At 71.5% G+C, this 18,205-nt stretch carries 15 protein-coding genes and 1 pseudogene; 10 read left to right on the top strand and 6 right to left on the bottom strand.

Going from position 1 to position 18,205, the window contains the following annotated elements; translation table 11 throughout:
* The first annotated feature begins 103 nt into the window (after nt 1–103).
* Nucleotides 104–901 (top strand): TIGR03084 family metal-binding protein, encoded by a 798-nt coding sequence (locus ABZ374_RS10030; protein WP_360308953.1) that lies wholly within the window; start codon nt 104–106, stop codon nt 899–901.
* A gap of 495 nt (nt 902–1,396) precedes the next feature.
* Here the strand turns inward: ABZ374_RS10030 and ABZ374_RS10025 are convergent, their stop codons facing one another.
* A complete protein-coding gene (locus ABZ374_RS10025; RefSeq protein WP_360308950.1) occupies nt 1,397–2,668 on the bottom strand; it encodes a citrate synthase in 1,272 nt (423 codons plus the stop codon).
* Between the two features lie 112 nt (nt 2,669–2,780).
* Here ABZ374_RS10025 and ABZ374_RS10020 point away from each other — a divergent pair, with 112 nt between their 5' ends.
* A complete protein-coding gene (locus ABZ374_RS10020) occupies nt 2,781–3,959 on the top strand; it encodes a citrate/2-methylcitrate synthase (RefSeq protein ID WP_360308947.1) in 1,179 nt (392 codons plus the stop codon).
* Nucleotides 3,960–4,375: 416 nt separating this feature from the next.
* On the top strand, nt 4,376–6,016 hold the full coding sequence (locus ABZ374_RS10015; RefSeq protein WP_360309248.1) for a glycoside hydrolase family 18 protein: 1,641 nt from the start codon (nt 4,376–4,378) through the stop codon (nt 6,014–6,016).
* A 23-nt stretch (nt 6,017–6,039) separates the two neighbouring features.
* Here the strand turns inward: ABZ374_RS10015 and ABZ374_RS10010 are convergent, their stop codons facing one another.
* The gene (locus tag ABZ374_RS10010) at nt 6,040–6,723 is read right to left on the bottom strand and encodes a HutD family protein (RefSeq protein ID WP_360308944.1); all 684 of its coding nucleotides are present in this window, start codon (nt 6,721–6,723) and stop codon (nt 6,040–6,042) included.
* A 197-nt stretch (nt 6,724–6,920) separates the two neighbouring features.
* Between ABZ374_RS10010 and ABZ374_RS10005 the strand changes: the two are divergent.
* Nucleotides 6,921–7,777, top strand: a pseudogene (locus ABZ374_RS10005) (formylglycine-generating enzyme family protein).
* Between the two features lie 97 nt (nt 7,778–7,874).
* Here the strand turns inward: ABZ374_RS10005 and ABZ374_RS10000 are convergent.
* Nucleotides 7,875–8,207, bottom strand: a complete 333-nt coding sequence (locus tag ABZ374_RS10000; RefSeq protein ID WP_360308941.1) for a cupin domain-containing protein — start codon at nt 8,205–8,207, stop codon at nt 7,875–7,877.
* A 167-nt stretch (nt 8,208–8,374) separates the two neighbouring features.
* On the opposite strand from ABZ374_RS10000, the gene ABZ374_RS09995 reads away from it, so the two are divergent.
* Entirely contained in the window at nt 8,375–8,833 is a 459-nt protein-coding gene (locus ABZ374_RS09995) for an AAA family ATPase (RefSeq protein ID WP_360308938.1), read from the top strand.
* A gap of 7 nt (nt 8,834–8,840) precedes the next feature.
* Nucleotides 8,841–9,596 (top strand): tRNA(His) guanylyltransferase Thg1 family protein, encoded by a 756-nt coding sequence (locus ABZ374_RS09990; protein WP_360308935.1) that lies wholly within the window; start codon nt 8,841–8,843, stop codon nt 9,594–9,596.
* A 51-nt stretch (nt 9,597–9,647) separates the two neighbouring features.
* Here the strand turns inward: ABZ374_RS09990 and ABZ374_RS09985 are convergent, their stop codons facing one another.
* Both ABZ374_RS09985 and ABZ374_RS09980 read right to left on the bottom strand, forming a co-directional pair.
* Nucleotides 9,648–10,877 carry an MFS transporter gene (locus tag ABZ374_RS09985; RefSeq protein ID WP_360308932.1) on the bottom strand — a complete coding sequence of 410 codons (1,230 nt, stop codon included), beginning with the start codon at nt 10,875–10,877 and terminating at the stop codon, nt 9,648–9,650.
* Nucleotides 10,878–11,038: 161 nt separating this feature from the next.
* Nucleotides 11,039–11,350 carry a helix-turn-helix transcriptional regulator gene (locus ABZ374_RS09980; protein WP_360308929.1) on the bottom strand — a complete coding sequence of 104 codons (312 nt, stop codon included), beginning with the start codon at nt 11,348–11,350 and terminating at the stop codon, nt 11,039–11,041.
* A 253-nt stretch (nt 11,351–11,603) separates the two neighbouring features.
* Here ABZ374_RS09980 and ABZ374_RS09975 point away from each other — a divergent pair, with 253 nt between their 5' ends.
* Nucleotides 11,604–11,951, top strand: a complete 348-nt coding sequence (locus ABZ374_RS09975) for an SPW repeat protein (RefSeq protein ID WP_360308926.1) — start codon at nt 11,604–11,606, stop codon at nt 11,949–11,951.
* Between the two features lie 148 nt (nt 11,952–12,099).
* Entirely contained in the window at nt 12,100–12,645 is a 546-nt protein-coding gene (locus ABZ374_RS09970; protein ID WP_360308923.1) for a hypothetical protein, read from the top strand.
* Nucleotides 12,646–12,654: 9 nt separating this feature from the next.
* On the opposite strand, the gene ABZ374_RS09965 is transcribed toward ABZ374_RS09970, so the two are convergent.
* A complete protein-coding gene (locus ABZ374_RS09965) occupies nt 12,655–13,503 on the bottom strand; it encodes an SAM-dependent methyltransferase (RefSeq protein WP_360308920.1) in 849 nt (282 codons plus the stop codon).
* Between the two features lie 338 nt (nt 13,504–13,841).
* Between ABZ374_RS09965 and ABZ374_RS09960 the strand changes: the two genes are divergently transcribed.
* Both ABZ374_RS09960 and ABZ374_RS09955 read left to right on the top strand, forming a co-directional pair.
* Complete coding sequence (locus ABZ374_RS09960; RefSeq protein ID WP_360308917.1) at nt 13,842–15,989, top strand: hydantoinase/oxoprolinase family protein; 2,148 nt, start codon at nt 13,842–13,844, stop codon at nt 15,987–15,989.
* 2 nt (nt 15,990–15,991) lie between these two features.
* A complete protein-coding gene (locus ABZ374_RS09955) occupies nt 15,992–17,866 on the top strand; it encodes a hydantoinase B/oxoprolinase family protein (protein WP_360308914.1) in 1,875 nt (624 codons plus the stop codon).
* Nucleotides 17,867–18,205 lie beyond the last annotated feature (339 nt).

Below are 18,205 nucleotides of genomic sequence, written 5' to 3'. Positions count from 1 at the left end.
TCGGGGCCGTGTGTGGGGTTTGGTGGTTTCGGCTCGGCGTGCCGTTGCCCGGTGGGGGGCCGGCAGGGTTGGGTGGGGGCGGTGGTGTGGGAGGAGCCGGGTGATGGTGGATCTTGTGGCTGTTGTGGGTGACCTGGAGGCGGAGGGGGCCGCGCTGGATCGGCTCGTCGGCGGGTTGGCGGCGGAGGAGTGGGCCATGGCGACGCCCGCGCCGGGGTGGACCATTGCCCATCAGATTGCCCACCTGGCCTGGACCGACGACCGGGTCCGGCTCGCGGCGACCGATCCGGTCGGCTTCGCCGCCGGCGTCGCGGATGCCTCGGCCGATCCGGACGGCTTCGTGGACCGAGGCGCCGAACAGGGCGCGGCGGCGCCGCCGGACCGGATTCTGGCCGGCTGGCGCGCCGGTCGGGACACCGTGGCGAAGGTGCTGGCGGCGGTACCGTCGGGCGGGCGGTTGCCCTGGTACGGCCCGCCGATGAGCGCCGCGTCGATGGCCGGCGCCCGGATCATGGAGACGTGGGCGCACGGACAGGACGTCGCCGACGCGCTCGGTGTACACCCCCGGCCCACCGCCCGGCTGCGCCACGTGGCCCGGATCGGTGTCCGGGCCCGGGACTACGCCTATTCCGTACACGGACTTCGCCCACCCGAGCGGGAGTTCCGGATCGAACTGACCGGCGGGCCCGAACTCGGCGGCGCCTGGACGTACGGCCCCGAGGACGCCGCCGAGCGGGTGACCGGGCCGTTGCTCGACTTCTGCCTCCTGGTCACCCGCCGCCGACACCCGGACGACCTCGCCGTCCGGGCGCACGGCGCCGAGGCGACGAGGTGGCTGAATATCACCCAGTCCTACGCCGGCCCACCCGGACCGGGTCGCGCCCCGGGGCAGTTCGGCTGAGGCGGCCCTCGGCGCGGCGGGGTGATCGCCGTGCACCCGTGCGGGTCGAGGTGAAGCGTCGGCCGAGTATCGCCTGGTGCCGCGCCGGGCCCCCGGGCCGGGCTGCGCCCGGGGCCGACCGGCTGAAGGGCCCCGCGCTCGGCGCGGTTTCGTTGGTCGCCGTGCAGCTGTGCGGGTCGAGGTGGCGCGTCGGCCGAGTATCGCCCGGTGCCGCGCCGGGCCCCCGGGCCGGGCTGCGCCCGGGGTCGATCGGCTGAAGGGCCCCGCGCTCGGCGCGGTTTCGTGTATCCGTGCGGGTCGAGGCGGCGCGTGCCGACGGGCAAGTCGCCTCGCGGTGGGCGCGGTTCCAGGCCCACCCCGACCAACGCCTGCCTGTGGACGTGTCGTCGTGTGTGTCCGGGCCATCCGTTCGGCCCTGCCGGGGGGCCGGATGTCGCTCGCCCGCAGGTCGGTGCGCCCGGATCGGGTCGCGTGGGATTCGGCATGGTTGCGGGGTCAGTTCGCGTTGGGTCGGGGGCCGGTGTAGACGCCGACGGCTCGGTAGCGGAGGCCGGGTTGGGCGTATTCCTCCAGGGCGTGGGCCAGCCAGCCGATCGTGCGGGCCATCGCGAAGATCGCCTCGCCGGCGTCCGGCCGCATGTCCATCGCGTGCGTCACCGCCGCGAGCGCCAGGTCGACGTTGGCGAACAGGTCCTCGCGGGCCGCCGTTTCCCCGGTCAGCGCATCGACGGCCGACAGCACCCGGGCGACCCGGTCGTCCCGCGCGGCCGGTTCGCGCAGCAGGCCCAACAGCAGTTCGGCCCGCGGATCGCGGTCCACGTAGAGCACGTGGCCCAGGCCGGGCAGATGCTCGCCGGCCCGGAGCCGGTCGGCGACCGCCATCGTGGGCCCGCCCGCCGGATCCAGCGCGTCGCGCAGGAAGCGGTGGGTCAGCCCGATCGCCGCGCCGTGGTGGCGGCCGTCGACCACACCCAGCCCGGCGGACACCACGGCGTACACGTCCGCCCGCGCGCTCGCCGCCACCCGCGCGGCCAACGTCGACACCGCCAGGTCGTGGTCGGCCAGCAACACCAGCGCGGCGTTCAGCAGATACAGGTGCTCCGGTGTGGCCGGCCGAGCGGTGAGTTTCGGCCACAGCCGCTCGGCGAGCGCGGCTCCGGTCGGCGGTCGGGCGCCCGCACACGCCGGCAGCGCGTCGGCGATCACCGCCAAGAGCGTCTCGCCGCCGCGCACGACCGCCGGTTCGGACAGGTCGTAGCGCAGCGGATCGGTCGTGCCGGTGGCGGCCACGATCATCCGGATCCGGTCGATCAGCCGGGCGCTGTCCGGCAGCAGGGCGACCGTACGACGGACCGCCTCGGCCCGTGCGGCGGCGACCTCGAACGGGGGCACGTCCGCGAGTTCGGCCCGCCACAACCAGTGCGCCACCGATTCGACGGGATGGTCGGCCAGTTCGCGCACATCCCGGCCGCGGTAGTACAGGTGGTCGTCGGCGAGCAGGGTCAGTCGGGTGTGGATGCGTTCGATCGACCCGTTGGGGTCGCGCCGCCCGCCGCTGCGCTCCGCCAGTGCCTCCACCTCGGCGGTGGCGAACCGGCTGCCGCGTTGCCGGGACTCGCGCACGCTGGTCAACAGACCGCGACTGACGTAGGCGTAGATCGTCTCGGGTTTGACCCCCAACCGCTGCGCGGCCTGGGCGGTGGTCAGGTAGTCCTGCGGGTAATCCTGCTCACTGCCACCGCCCGAAACCTTGCGCCGACCAGCCATTTCGTTCGAACCTCCGGCTCATATTGATGTAGTCAACATTGACGATAGTTGATGCCGTGATCGACATTCGTGGTGGCGGGTCGTGCGGCTCCGCCGAGGATGGAGGCATGTCATGGCAGTCGTCGGCAACGAGCGAATCGACGTACCCCGGGGCCTGAAGGGGGTGGTGGTCACCGACACCGAACTGGGCGACGTCCGAGGTGCCGAGGGTTTCTACCACTACCGGCAGTACTCGGCGATCGAGCTGGCGGGCACCCGCAGCTTCGAGGACGTGTGGTTCCTGTTCGTGCACGGCCGGTTGCCCACGGCCGAGGAGCAGGCTCCGTTCGCCGCGGAGATCGCCCGACTGCGGGTGTTGCCCGAGGAGTTGCGGCCGGTGTTGCGCTCGATCGCGCTGGCCGGCGACCGGTTCGACCCGCTCGCGGGGCTGCGGACCGCGCTGTCGCTGGTCGGCGCCGCGCGCAACCTGCCGCCGCTGTGGGAGTCCGCGCCGCCGCGGCGCGCTGCGGACGCGATGCTGATCGGCGCGGTGACGCCGACCATCCTGGCGGCGCTGCACCGCATCCGCGCCGGCGCCGAGCCGCTGGAGCCGCGCGCCGACCTGTGCACGGCGGCCAACTGGCTCCACCTGGTGACCGGAAGGGAGCCGGAGCCCGTCCAGGTGGCCGCGATCGAGCGCTACCTGATCGCGACCGTCGACCACGGCTTCAACGCCTCCACGTTCACCGCGCGAGTGATCGCTTCCTCGGGAGCGGACCTGGTCTCGGCGGTGGCCGGCGCGATCGGCGCGTTCTCCGGCCCGCTGCACGGCGGTGCGCCGGATCGGGCCCTGGAGGCGCTGGACGAGATCGGCTCGCCGGAGCGGATCGACGCGTGGGTGCGGGCCCGGATCGGCGCGGGCGAGCGGATCATGGGCTTCGGCCACGCGGTCTACCGCACCGAGGACCCGCGCGCGGTGATGCTGGCCGCGATCGCGGCCGAACTCGCCGAACAGGCCGACGCGCAGGGGGTCGAGCTGGTCGAGTTCGCCGCCGCGGTGCACCGTCGGGTGACCGGGATCCTGGCCGAGTTGAAGCCGGGGCGCGAGTTGCACGTCAACGTGGAGTTCTACGCGGGCGTGGTGATGCAACTGTGCGGGATTCCGCGCAGCATGTTCACCCCGACATTCGCCGTGAGCCGGGTGATCGGGTGGTGCGCGAACATCCTGGAACAGGCCGAGGACACCAAGATCATCCGCCCGAGTGCCCGCTACACCGGCCCGCAACCGCCCCAGCCGGTCCCCGGCGCCTGACCGACCGGGGCCGCGCCGCTCTTCCTGCGGGGACCGCCGGTTCGCCGTGCGGGCGTTCGCCCGGGAGCCGTGCCGGGAGGCAATTGGTCCAGACCTATTGACAGTTCACTCGCCCCGGCGGTCAACTCGTCTGGCACACAGGCATCCCGGCACCCCGGGTGCGCCCGGACGGCCTGCGCATGCCCTGCGCCGAGGCAGCCTGACGTCCCATCAGGCAGTGCGGTGCCGACCCGGGTCCACCCTCCCTTGCACGCAACGCCCACGCCCGCAGGCAACCGCCCGGGCCGGTACGGGAGGAACACCCCACGATGGCACCGACACGTCCCCCAACCACCCGCGCGGACCGGCCCCCCGCCCGCCGCCGGCGCACCCGCACCCCGCGCCGCTTCCTGACCGGCCTGCTCACCGCATGCGCGATGGCCACCACCGGCTTGATCGCGCTCGCCGCGCCCGCACCCGCCGCCGCCGAACTGGTGGTCAACGGCGGCTTCGAGTCCGGCCTGTCCGGCTGGACCTGCTCCGGCGGCTCCGGCAGCGCCACGAGCACGTCGGTGCACACCGGCACCGGCGCCCTCAAGGCCACTCCGGCGGGCGGCGACAACGCCCGATGCAGCCAGACCGTGGCCGTGCAACCCGACTCCGACTACACCGAATCCGCCTGGGTCCAGGGCTCGTACATCTACCTCGGCGCCACCGGCACCGGCACCACGGACGTCTCCACCTGGACCTCCGCCGCCTCCACGTGGCAAAAACTCACCACCACGTTCCGCACCGGCCCACGCACCACCAGCGTCACGCTCTTCCTCAACGGCTGGTACGGACAACCCGCCTACCTCGCGGACGACGTGTCGCTCGTCGGCCCCGGCGGCAGCACCACGATCCCGGCCGTACCCACCGGCCTGGCCGTGGCCGGCAGCACCGCCCGCAGCGTCTCGCTCACCTGGTCCGCGGTCCCCGGCGCGACCGGATACGACGTCTACCGCGCCGACACCAAGGTGGCCACCGTCGCCGCCCCCGCCGCCGAGATCCCGGGCCTGACCCCCGAGACGAGCTACACCTTCTCCGTCGCCGCGAGCAACACCGCGGGCACGTCCGCGCGTTCGGCCCCGGTCACCGCCACCACCGGCCCGGACGGGCCCGGCGGCGAGGACCCGACCGGCCTGCCCAAGCGGGTGATGACCGGCTACTGGCACAACTTCGTCAACGGCTCCTCGAACCTGCGCCTGCGCGACGTCCCCACGTCCTACAACCTGGTCGCGGTGGCGTTCGCCGAGGCCGACCGCACCCGCTGGGGCGCGGTCACCTTCGGCGTCGACCCGGGCCTGTCCACCGCGCTCGGCGGCTACACCAACGCCGACCTCAAGGCCGACGTCGCGCTGATGCACGCCCGCGGCCAGAAGGTGATCCTGTCCGTCGGCGGCGAACTCGGCGCGGTCTGGGTCGGCGACAGCGCGTCGGTCGCCACCTTCGCGAGCACCACCACCGCGCTGCTGCGCGAATACGGCTTCGACGGCGTCGACATCGACCTGGAGAACGGGGTCAGCCCCACCTACATGGCCACCGCGCTGCGCGCCATCCGGGCGCAGATCGGCACGAGCCTGATCATCACGATGGCCCCGCAGACCCTGGACATGCAGTCCAACCAGGCCGCGTACTTCCAACTCGCCCTGGGCATCAAGGACATCCTGACCATCGTGCACATGCAGTACTACAACTCCGGAACCATGTTCGGCTGCGACCAGAAGCTCTACGCCCAGGGCGGCGTGGACTTCCTGACCGCCCAGGCGTGCATCCAGCTCCAGGGCGGCCTGCGTCCCGATCAGGTCGCACTCGGCGTGCCGGCCACCGGGCGCGCGGCCGGCAGCGGCTACGTCTCACCCGGCGTGGTGAACAACGCCCTGGACTGCCTGGCCGCGGGTACCAACTGCGGGAGCTTCCGGCCCACCACCACCGCGCCCGGCATCCGCGGCGCGATGACGTGGTCGGTCAACTGGGACGCGACCGCCGGCTACGCCCTGGCCAACAGCATCTCGGCGCACCTGCGCACGATGCCCTGACGGCCGACGCCCCACCCGCACCCCTACCCCGGCGGACGAAGGTCCGCCCACAGCGCGACCGCACCGGTCGCGAGCGGCGCCGTCGCCTCGGCGGCGCCGCTCGCCCACCACACGCCCTGCCCGGCCCGCGGCCCCGCCCCGGGCGCGTCGTCGGCCGGCGCGGACAGCACGTACCACACGCCCGCGTGCCCGGCAGGCGGGCGCACCGGCGCGTGCACCCGATGCACCCGGGCGGCCCATCGCCCACGCCGGGTCATGATGTTGAGCACCCGGGTGGCGCCGCCCAGCAGCGTGGCCCGCAGCGCCGTGTCGCCGGAGAAGGCGAAGGGTTCGCCGAGCCGGTCCAGCCGGTGGTCGAGCCCGTCGTCGCCGACCAGATGTACGCCGTCGCCCGCCAGCAGGGTGATCGTGCGATCGACGCCGGGGAACGCGGAGAACGGCCCGTCGGCGGCGATCGTCGCGATGCTCGCGCGCCAGTCGAAGTCCGCCTCGGCCGCGTGCGGGGGCGACTGCGACCCGATCTCGCGGGTGTCGCCACCGCCGTTGCGCCACGGGCCGACCGGTAGCGTCTCGACGTCGAACGGGTTCATCACGCGCATGCCTACCTCGGGTCGGAGCCGCTCGGGCCCGCCCATGATGCCGGCGTGCCGGCCGGCGGCCGCCCGCGCCCGCTGTGCGCGGCTACCGCCGCAGTCGACCGTGCCCACGCCTGCTTATATGCCGTGGAACATAATGCTCGCGCAGTGCGACCGACGACGAGGAGCAGCCGATGGACCCGTCCGACACCCCCAAGAGCTGCTGCATGCCCGCACGCGGCGCCTCGCCCGCGCTCTCCCCGGCGCTCTCGATCACGCAGCCCGCGGCCCGCCGCGAGGCGCCGGCAGCCGCAGCCGCCGACGACGCGATGGTGCTGCTGCCGGGCGGCGGGTTCCCGATGGGCACCGAGGACGCCGAGGGCTTCCCCTCCGACGGCGAGGGCCCGGTGCGCCCGGTGCGGGTGGACCCGTTCCGGATCGACGTGTGCGCGGTGCGCAACGCCGAGTTCGCCGAGTTCGTCGCCGCGACCGACTACCGCACCGAGGCCGAACGGCTGGGCTGGTCGTACGTGTTCGCGGCCTTCCTGCCCGGCACGTTGCGGCGCGGCGCCCCTCGACCCGAGCGGGCGCCGTGGTGGTGCGGGGTGCGCGGAGCGCGAGTTGGCGGCTGCCGGAGGGGCCGGGCAGCTCGATCGAGGAGCGCGGCGACCACCCGGTGGTGCACGTGAGCCGGCACGACGCGGACGCCTACGCCCGCTGGGCGGGCAAGCGGCTGCCCACCGAGACCGGGTGGGAATACGCGGCGCGCGGCGGCTTGGCGCGGCGGCGCTACCCGTGGGGCGACGAATTGGAGCCGGGCGGCGAGTACCGCCGCAACATCCGGCGCGGCAGCTTCCCCACCAAGCACACCGCCGCGGACGGGTACCGCGGCACCGCACCCGTGCGCGCCTTCGAGCCCAACGGGTTCGGGCTGTACAACGTGTCCGGCAACGTGTGGGAGTGGTGCGCGAACTGGTGGTCGGTCGACCACGGCGGCGCGCACCCAGCGGTGAACCCGACCGGGCCCGCCACGGGCCGGGACAAGGTGCTGCGCGGCGGGTCCTACCTGTGCCACGACTCGTACTGCAACCGCTACCGGGTGGCGGCACGCACGGCCAACACCCCGGACGGCTCCAGTGGCAACACCGGATTCCGCTGTGCTCGGGACGCCGCTCCCACGCCGTGATGCAGTAGGTTCACCAGTACATATGAACCGGCCCGGCCCGGGCGGCACGCTCTCCCGCCCGGGCCGAATGTCGAGCAGCGACCGACGACCGATGCGGTCAGCCGCGCTTGGCCACGGTGAGCAGCACCGCCGAATCCTCCAGCGCCTCCAGGCTGTGCCGCGTCTTCGGGGCGACCAGAAAATCGCCGGACCGCCCCTCCCACGACGCATCGTCACCGATCAACACGACCCGCCCGCGCAACACCATCAACGTCGCCTCGCCGGGATTCTCGTGCTCGGCCAACACGGTGCCCGCGGTCAGCACGATCAGCGTCTGCCGCAACGTGTGTTCGTGGCCGCCGTACACCGTATGGGCGCTGCGTCCGGTCGACGAGGCGGCGGCGAGCTTGAGCAGTTCGCGGACCTGGGCATCCAAGGAGAGCTTTTCCATGCTCACAGTGTGCACAGCCCCGATCACCAAACCCCCGAACGACCCAACCCGATCAGGGCCGCACACCCTCCGCGGCACCGATCCGCGCGCCCACCCGACAGGATTCCGGTGATCGATCGATCGAGAGAGCCACCGGCGCGTGGGCGAGAGCGGGGGGCGGAACCGACATGCAGGTCGCGATTTTGATGGGGCTCCAGGCATCGGGTAAATCCACCTTCCACCGAACCGTCCTGGCCGCGACACACGTGCACGTGAGCAAGGACGACTTCCCGCGGGCCCGGAACCGACAGCGTCGGCAGCAGCGACTGATCGAGCAGGCGTTGGCGGCCGGTCGTGACGTGGCCGTCGACAACACCAATCCCGCGCCGGAGGATCGACGGCCGATCATCGAACTCGCCCGGGTGTGGGGCGCGGATGTGGTCGGCTATTGGTTTCCGCCGGATCCGGCCGGATCCTTCGCGCGCAACGCCGAGCGGGAGGGGAAAACCCGAGTGCCCGACGTGGGTGTTCGTGACACGCTGAGGCGGCTGCGGGCGCCGGGGACGGACGAGGGGTTCGACGCCCTGTACGTCGTGCGGTTCGACGGTGCGGGCGGGTTCGTGGTCGAGACGGCGAGCGAGGGGTGACGGGGCGATGGATGCCGATCGATTCGAGGCGGCGCAACGTTCGCGGGAGTGGTTCCACTCGTTGGTCCTGCTGCCCGGCGCGTGGACGGTGATCCGGGTGGACGGCCGGTCGTTCTCCCGCTTCACCGAGGAGCACTTCGACAAGCCCTTCGACGAGCGATTCGGCGCGCTCATGGCCGAGACCGCACAGACGTTGTTCACCGAACTCGACGCCCGCTACGCCTACACCGAGAGCGACGAGATATCGATCCTGTTGGACCCCTCGTTCGACATGTTCGGTCGGGAGGTGGAGAAGCTGGTCTCGGTGACCGCCGGGATCGCGTCCGCGACGTTCACCCACCGCGCGGGGATCCCCGCTCACTTCGACAGCCGGATCTGGATGGGGGCGGGCGTCGGTGACGTGGTCGACTACTTCTCCTGGCGGCAGGCCGATGCCGCGCGGTGTGCGCTCAACGGCTGGTGCTACTGGACGCTGCGCAAGGAGGGGAAGTCCGCCCGGGCGGCCACGCAGGCGTTGGCGCGGAGTTCGAAGGCGGACAAACACGAGCTGCTCTTCGCGCACGGCGTGAACTTCGACGAACTGCCCACATGGCAGCGGCGCGGAGTCGGCGTGTGGTGGGAGACCTTCGAACGTGTCGGCTACGACCCGGTCCGCGAGGTCGAGGTCTCGGCCGTCCGGCGGCGGGTGCGGGTGGAGCGGGAACTGCCGATGAAGGACGCGTATCGCGCGCTGATCGGCACGCTCGCCGATTCGTCGTCCTGAGCTCCCGCCCCACCCGTGCGACCCGGCTCGCCGGGGTCCGCCGGATCGGACCTACGCCGGTTCGGCCGGGGTGAGGGTGTCCGGTGTCGGCAGCCGGGTGGGGGCGGGCGTCGACGCTCCTTGCCGGTGCCGGTCGACGCGGTCCAGGCGGAGGCGTAGCAGCATCGTGGCGAGTGCGGCCACGGCGAAGGCGGCGCCGACCCAGGCCAGTCGGTGTGCGCCGGCGGCGCTCAGCACCCAACCGCCGACCGTGGTGCCCGCGGTGATGCCCAGGTTGGAGAAGGAGATGAACAGGCTGTTGCCGAACTCGGGGAAGTCCCGGGCGTCGCGTCCCAGCCAACTCTGGCTGACGATCAGCCCGCCGGAGTGCACCGCGCCCCAGAGGGGGACCGCGACGATCATGGCCGCGGCGTACGGGCCGACCGCGTAGAGCAGCAGGTAGACGGCCAGGCACAGGGCGGGAAACAGCAGCACCGTGCGAATCGGGTCGCGCCGCAACAGGGCGCCGAACGCGAAGTTGCCCAGGATCATCACGACGCCGAACGCCATCAGCAGCGCGCCGACCCAGGACCCGTCCAGGTCGGTGACCTCGCCCAGGTATTCGGCGAAGTAGCCGTAGACCGAGAACATGGCCGCGAAGACCAGCACCACGGACAGGATGGTCAGCCAGATCCGGCCGCCGCGCAGCACGCCCACCTGGGCGCCGTAGGAGTGTCGCCGCTCCACCGGCATCGCCGGGAGGAAGCGCAGGATGCCCACGAACGCGATCAGGTTGACCACGGCGGCGAACCAGAACGCGGCCTGGAGGGAGAGGTGTTCGGCCAGATAGGAGGTCAGCGGCACGCCGAAGGCGAAGCCCGCGGTGACGCCGCCGAACACGCGCGTGGTGGCCCGGGTCGCGTCCCGGGCGGGCACCAGCCCGGCTGCGGTCGCCAGCGCGACCGAGAAGAACACCGGGTGGAAGACGGCGGGGATGATCCGGAAGGCGAGCATCACGTCGAACCGGGTGGTCAGCGCGTACACCGCGTTGGACACGGCGAACACGGCGATCGCGGTCGCGAGCACGCTCTTGCGGTCGATGCCCGAGGCGAGCAGCGTCATGAACGGCCCGGACACCGCGATCACCAGGGCGAAGACGCCGACGAGCAGCCCGGCGGTGGACGCGCTGACGTCGAGTTCGTCCGCCACCTGCGGCAGTACGCCGACGATGCCCATCTCGGTGGTGATGATCCCGAACACGCCCAGGGCGAGGGTCAGGATCATCAGGGAGGTGTTTCTCATCGGGGCATCCGGCCTTTCGTTCTCGATACATATCGAGATATGTAGATGGGTTAGGCCATGACTCGGGGCATGGCGATGCCCGCCCCCGCCGGCCGCGTGCGGCGTCGGCGGGGATCGTGGTGGTGCGGGACGGGGGGTGCCGCGCTCCCGGTTCGATCCGGTCAGAGGTCGGTGCGGACGTACTCCGCGAAGTCGGCGATCGCCCGTTCGTTGCGGCGGTAGTAGGTCCACTTGCCGATGCGCTCCGAGTCGAGCAGGCCGGCGTCCTTGAGTGTCTGGAGGTAGCCGGACACCACCGACTGGGCCAGCCCGGCCCGGGCCTGGATGTCGCCGACGCACACGCCGATGTGGAAGCCCAGGCCCTGCTGTCGGTAGGAGTTCTCGTCGAAGTACTTCGCGGGCTCCTTCAGCCACTGCATGAACCGGAGCCGTGCCGGGTTGGCGAGCGCCTTGTGAATGGCCAGCGGGTCCACGGAGTACCTTCCGAAGCGGGGTTGCATCCAAGTTTCTAGATATGTAGGCGTCGAGTCAACTCGGTGAGGAAAATATGCGGTAAATATTCAGGTTTAGGCGGATTAGCCGCAGGTGCGTGGGCTATCAACCGGGGGACCGCGATTCCTCGGAAAGAGGGTGGTGGACGTGTCCTCGTCGACAGCGTCACCGATTGAGCAGCATCCGGACATAGTCACCCTTCGAGCCCACTCCGAACGGGCCACGACCGGCCCGGTGGCACAGGCGGCCGAGGCTCTGGGCATGCTGTGCGGCGTCTACCTGGCGGCATCCCCGTGGATCGTCGGGTTCAACGGGTTCACGACTCTGACGACGGTCAACCTGATCACCGGCGTGGCGCTCGCGTTTCTGATGGGCGGCTTGGGCTCCGCCTTCGGGCGCACGCATGCGATGAGTTGGGCCGCGTTCTGCATCGGTGTCTGGACGATCGTGGCCCCGTGGGCCGTCAACGGTGCCGTCGACACCACCCGCACCATCACGAGCAACGTGATCGTGGGCGGCGTGGCGTGCCTGATGGCGCTGATTCTCGCGCTGCGCGGCGTGGTCGGACTGCGCCGCTTGTAGCACCTGGTCGGTGATCCGAACCCAGACAGTGATCCGAACCCAAGACCGGGCCGCCGGTCGGCTCCGCCGGCGAACGGTTCGCCTCGGCGGATACCGCCCGGCGCACCCCGCCTCTCGGCCGTGCCGCGGTCCCGGATGGGAGGTGGACGTGGTGGACGGACCTTCGCTTTCGGGCCGGGAACGCCGGGTGCTCGCTCGGCTGGAGAAGTCGCTGCTCCAGGACGAGCAGTTCGTCGCGCTGTGGCACGTGTTCGAGGACCCGATAGACCCGAAAATAGACCCGAAATCCGGCTCGGCTCCGCGCCGACGACGCGTGCGTGTCCGTGTGCACCCGCTACGGCGACTGCGGGTGCCTCTGCATGTGCCGGTGCGGGCACTGGACCGTACGCGGGCGGCGAAGTGGTCGGCTTTGACGTTGTCCGGTGCCGCGATGGCCATGCTGGTCGCGGCGGTCCTGACCGCGTCCGCGGTGGTCGACCTGGTGGCGATCGGCATGACCGTGCTCACGCTGTGCGTGGTGGGTCTGTTCGGTTACCTGCGGTGGTTGCGCCTGGACGCTCCGGGTGCGGCGCGTGTGCCGCACGGGGCACACCCCAGCCACGCTCCCGGTCGAACGCACACGGCCGACGACCGAGGCGCCGACCCGGACGACCGCGGGCCCGACCCCGGACCGCGTCCGGGGCGGGGAGGCTGATCGGCGAGGTCATCGGGGCAGTCGGCCGATGCCGCCCACCGACAGGTGGCCCTCGGGAGTGAGCGGTTCGACGACCGGCTCGTCCGGACGCCACAGGGGGAGCAGAACCACGCCGGGTTCGACCAGTTCCAGGCCCGCGAAGTAGCCCTCGATCTCCTCCAGGGCGCGAAAACGTCCGCTGCCCAGTTGGGTCAGGAAGATCTTCTCCAGCGCGCGGCCCTCCGGCGTGGAGTCGCAGAAGTGCGTGATGAATATGTAGCTGCCCGGGGGCAGTGCGTCGCGGTAGGCGCGGACCACGCCGGCCGGGTCCTCGTGGTCGGCGAGGTGGTGCAGGACAGCCACCAGGAGCAGGCCCACGGGTCGGCTCAGGTCCACCAGTTCGCGCAGCTCCGGCAGGGCGAGCACGGCCGCCGGATCGCGCAGGTCGGCGGTGACCACCCGGGTGCGGTGGTTCTCGGCGAGCAGCGCGCGACCGTGCGCGAGCACGATCGGGTCGTTGTCCACGTAGACGACCGCGGCGTTCGGATTCACCTCCTGGGCGACCTCGTGGGTGTTCTGCACGGTCGGCAGCCCGGATCCCAGGTCGACGAACTGGTCGATGCCCTCGGCCGCCATGTAGCGCACGCCGCGGGCCAGGATGTGCCGGTTGGCCCAGGCGCCCTCGTTGGTCAGATCCTTGAGCGCCTCGTCGGCGATCGCCCGGTCCACCGCGAAGTTGTTCTTGCCGCCCAGGATCGCGTCGTAGACCCGGGCGATGCTGGGCACCGTGATGTCGATGCCGGTCGGCGCCCAGTCCTCGGGCGACTCGCCGGCCGGCGGTGTGGAGAAGCCCCATTCGTCCTGCTCGCGCTCGGCCATGGTGCTCCTCGTCGGTGTCGGGTCGGTGTGTCGTGGGGTCACCCGCTGCGACCACCGCGTTTGCCGACCCTATCCGAGCCCTGTCGATTTTTCGGCAACTTCCGTTCCTTACCGGCGAGTTCGGTCGATCGACGAGCGGCCTGAGCGGGGCTTTCGGCGGATTGGTCCAGACCTCATGCCCGGCCGCTGCTCACGGGAATAACCAAGTGTTGCCGAGTCCCTTGGCAGAAGTTGCCGATTCCGAGGTGGGGGGCGGCGAAGTTGAATCGCTGACAGCAGCCGGGCGACCAGCCCTCCGCGAATGCGATTCCCCTGCCCCCTCCGATTGGAGCGCGCTGATGACGCCTGCCGCAACGGCGGGACCCCGCCGACGGATCCGGATCGGTATCGACACCGGCGGAACCTTCACCGACGTGGTCGCCCTGGACGAGGAGTCCGGCGAGCTCGTCACCACCAAGACGCCGTCCACGCCCGCCGACCCGGCGGACGGCTTCATGAACGGTATCGACAAGGTGCTGGGCCTGCTCGGCTGCACCGGAGCCGACGTCACCGCCGTCGCGCACGGCACCACGGTGGCCACCAACCAGCTCCTGGAAGACAAGATCGACCGCCTCGGGTTCATCACCACCGAGGGCTACGAGTACATCCTGGAGATCGCCCGCCAGGCCGTCCCCGACGGCTACGGCAACTCCTACTTCTGGGTCAAGCCCGACCGGATCGTGCCCGTGGACCTGGTGCACACCGTGGGCGGCCGGTTCGACTACAAGGGCAACGAGGTCCGCCCGTTCGACGAGGAAGGCGCCCGTACCGCCGCCCGTCGACTGCGCGAGCAGGGCATCGCGACCATCGGGGTGTGCTTCCTGCACTCCTACGCCAACCCCGCGCACGAGCTGCGGATGCGCGAGATTCTGCGCGAGGAGCACCCCGACGCGGTGGTCTCGATCAGCTCCGAGGTGCTGCGGGAGTACCGCGAGTACGAGCGTTCGATGACCACGCTGGTGGACGCGGCGGTCAAGCCGAGGGTGGCCCGCTACGTCAGCGGCATTCGCCGGCGTCTGGACGAGTTCACCACCGAGGCCGGCGGCACCGACTCCGCGCGCCGCGTGCCGTTCGCGATCATGAAGTCCAACGGCGGTGTGCTCTCCGCCGAGGAGGTCGTGCACCAGCCGATCACCACCGTGCTGTCCGGCCCGGCCGCCGGCGCCCTGGGCGCCGCGCTGATCGCCGAGAAGGCCGGCTTCGACAAGGTGCTGACCTGCGACGGCGGCGGCACCTCGACCGACGTGTCGGTGGTGCTGGGCGGCGAACCGACGCTGACCACCGAGGGCTCGATCGGCCGCTACCCCTCCAAGATCCCGATGATCGACGTGGTCACCGTCGGCGCCGGCGGCGGCTCGATCGCCTGGATCTCGCCCGAGGGCACGCTCAAGGTCGGCCCCCGCTCGGCCGGCGCCGACCCGGGCCCGCTGTGCTACGGCAAGGGCGGCACCGAGCCGACCATCACCGACGCACACGTGCTGCTCGGCCGGATCCCCCCGCACCTGCTCGGCGGCGAGATCCCGCTCGACGTGGACGCCGCCCGCGAGGGCCTGACCAAGTTCGCCGCCGAACTGGGCATCGGCGTCGAACAGTGCGCCACCGGCATCCTGGAGATCTCCGCCTGGAACCAGGCCAACGCGCTGCGCCAGATCACCGTCAAGCGTGGCCTGGACGTGCGCGACTTCACCATGGCCACCTTCGGCGGCTCCGGCTCGCTGCTGCTGTGCCGGCTGATCGACATCCTCGGCCTGGCCGGCGTCATCGTGCCGCGCGACCCCGGCAACGTCTCGGCGTTCGGCCTGCTCACCGTCGACGTGCGGTGCGACTACGTGCAGACCGCCGTCGGCGGCCACCCGGATCTCGACCACCCCAAGGTGGCGGGCATCTACGCCGAACTGGCGGGCAAGGCGGGCGAGGCCCTGGACAAGGAGGGCTTCGCGGCCGAGGACCACCGCTACGTGCGCACCGCCGACCTGCGCTACTTCGGCCAGGCGTTCGAGGTGCGGGTGCCGGTGCCGGACGGGCCGTTCGACGCGGCACTCGCCGACGCGGTCGCCGAGGGCTTCCACGCCGCGCACGAGCAGTTGTACGGCTACAACTTCCGCGGCGACGCGAGCCAGCCCGTGGAGTGGGTGAACCTGCGGGTCACCGGCGTCGGCCCGATCCGCCGCCCCGAACTGCGCGAACTGCCCGGGCGCGACGGCGGCGTCGAGCGGGCCCGGACCGGCACCCGCCCGGTGTGCTTCGTCGACCGTGACGGGTACGTGGACACCGCCGTGTACGCGCGGGCCGAACTGGCCCCGGGCGACCTGGTGAGCGGCCCGGCCATCATCGAGGAGTTCGGCTCCACGATCCCGATCCACCCCGGCTTCGACGCCCGCGTGGACGCCTACGGCAACGTCGTCGTCACCCGCGACACCACCAACACCGCCTCGAAGGGAGCCTGAGCATGAGCGCCACCGCCACCACCGCGCAGGACGCGCTGCACGGTGTGGACCCCGTGCTCCTGGAGATCGTCGAGGGCACCCTCGCCTCCGTCGAGATGGAGGTCGAGACCGCGATCGGCCGCACCTCGCGCTCGCCGATGATCCGCGACGCACACGACTTCCGGGCCGGTATCCACGACCGCAAGTTGCGCAAGCTGACCGGCCGTTCGTACTCGGCGCTGGTGCACCCGGTGGCTCGGGACTTCCCGCTGGAGACGATGCGTCCGGGCGACGTGTTCTTCCACAACGACGTCTACGAGTCCGAGGGCGGCATCGGCCACCTGCCCGACCTGTGCGTCACCGTCCCGGTCTTCGCCGACGGGCAAGTGGTCGCCTTCGTCCAGGCGTTCGGCCACCACGACGACATCGGCGGTTGTTGCCCCGGGTCGATGCCCTCGGGCGCGACCAGCGTGTACGAAGAGGGCCTGATGGTCCCGCCGATCAAGTTGTGGGACCAGGGCGTGCCGAACCAGGCCGCGCTGCGCATCATGACCCGCAACTCGCGGATGCCCGACTCGCTCGCGGCCGACCTGGACGCCGAGTGCTCGGCGTGCCTGATGGGTTCGCGCCGACTGGGCGAACTCTTCGAGCGCTACGGCCGGGAGACCGTCGAGGCGTGCTTCGACGCGATCCTGGACAAGACCACCGAGACCTACCGGCGCGAGATCCTCTCCAAGATCCCGGACGGCGAGTACGTGTGGGAGGACTACGCCGAACACGACGGCGTGGACGAGCCGATGCTGCACACGCAGCGGATCACCCTGACCAAGACGCCCGAGAAGATCGTCATCGACTTCACCGGTACGTCCCGCCAGGCCAAGGGCCCGATCAACCACTGCGGCGACTACGCCGACGGCAACTTCCTCAAGAAGTGGCTCGCACCGATCCTGCGCAACCTCGCGGACACCCCCGAGCGGATGGCCGAACTCGACGTCAACGAGGGCGTGGTGCCGCTGATCGAGATGAAGTTCCCGGAGAAGGGCACGCTGCTCACGCCGATCTTCCCGGCGCCGACCAACGCCCGTACCTTCGTCATCCTGCGCCTGCTCGGCGTGCTGGCCGGCGTGCTGGCCAAGGCCGTCGACGGCAAGATGCCCGCCGACCAGGAGACGATCCGCTACACCGGTGTGTACGGACACGACGCGGACGGCCGCTCGTACCTGATGCGCGAGGTGCTCGGCGGCGGTTCCGGCGGGCGCTACTACGCGGACGGCGAGGACACCATCCACGTGGTGCCCGACTCGCGCAACCTGCCCACCGAATTCACCGAATCCCGCTTCCCGTTCCTGGTCGAGCGGCTCGGTCTGGCCGCCGACTCGGGCGGCCCCGGGCAGTTCCGCGGCGGCCTGGGCTACGAGAAGCACATCCGGATGTTGCTCGACGCGTCCTTCATGTCCATCGCGGACCGCTCGATCCTGTCCTGCTGGGGAGTCAAGGGCGGCAAGGCCGGCCGCTCCTTCCAGGTGGTGATCGACCCGGGCGGCCCCAACGAGCGCGAGATGGACGGCCTGGTCGACGACGAACCGGTCAAGGCCGGCGAGGTGATCCGGATCCGCACCACCGGCGGTGGCGGCTGGGGCGACCCGCTGGACCGCAAGACCGAGTCGGTGCTGCGCGACGTGCGCTGGGGCAAGGTCTCCCGCGCCGCCGCGGCCGACGACTACGGCGTCGTGCTCACCGGCGAGGGCGACGACCTGGCCGTGGACGAGGCGGCAACCACCGCGCTGCGCGCCTCCGTTCGCGCGGAGCGCCCCGAGGTCGAGCCGTTCTTCGACCGCGGCCCGGGATACGCGCTGCTGTCGGGCGGCGAGGCGTTCCCGGAGGTGGACCTGCTGTAGCCCTGCGCTCCGCCGCTCGGTGCTCTCCGGGCTCTGGCGGCACCCCGAACGGCCGCGCCTGCTTCGCGATCGGGAGGCGCGGCCCACCAAACACAGCCGACCCCGACCGTTTCGACGGCCGGGGTCGGCTGCGTTTTGGTCGCGCACCCGGTCGGGGGGGGTGGGGTGGGTGGGGTGGGTGGGGTTGGGTGGGTGGGTTGGGCTGGGTGGGGTGTTCACGGCGGGTGTTGGGCTTTTGGTTGCGGGGGTCGGGGCCGGGCTGATTCGTGGGGTGGGCCGCCGCCGGCGTAGTGGCTGCCGGGGGTGGGGGTTCCCGACGGGACGTGCGCTTTGGTCGGC

The organism is Embleya sp. NPDC005971 (assembly GCF_040629175.1).
GTDB lineage: Bacteria > Actinomycetota > Actinomycetes > Streptomycetales > Streptomycetaceae > Embleya.
The sequence above is the reverse complement of the archived record's forward strand: the minus strand, read 5'-3'. Positions and strand labels throughout refer to the sequence as shown.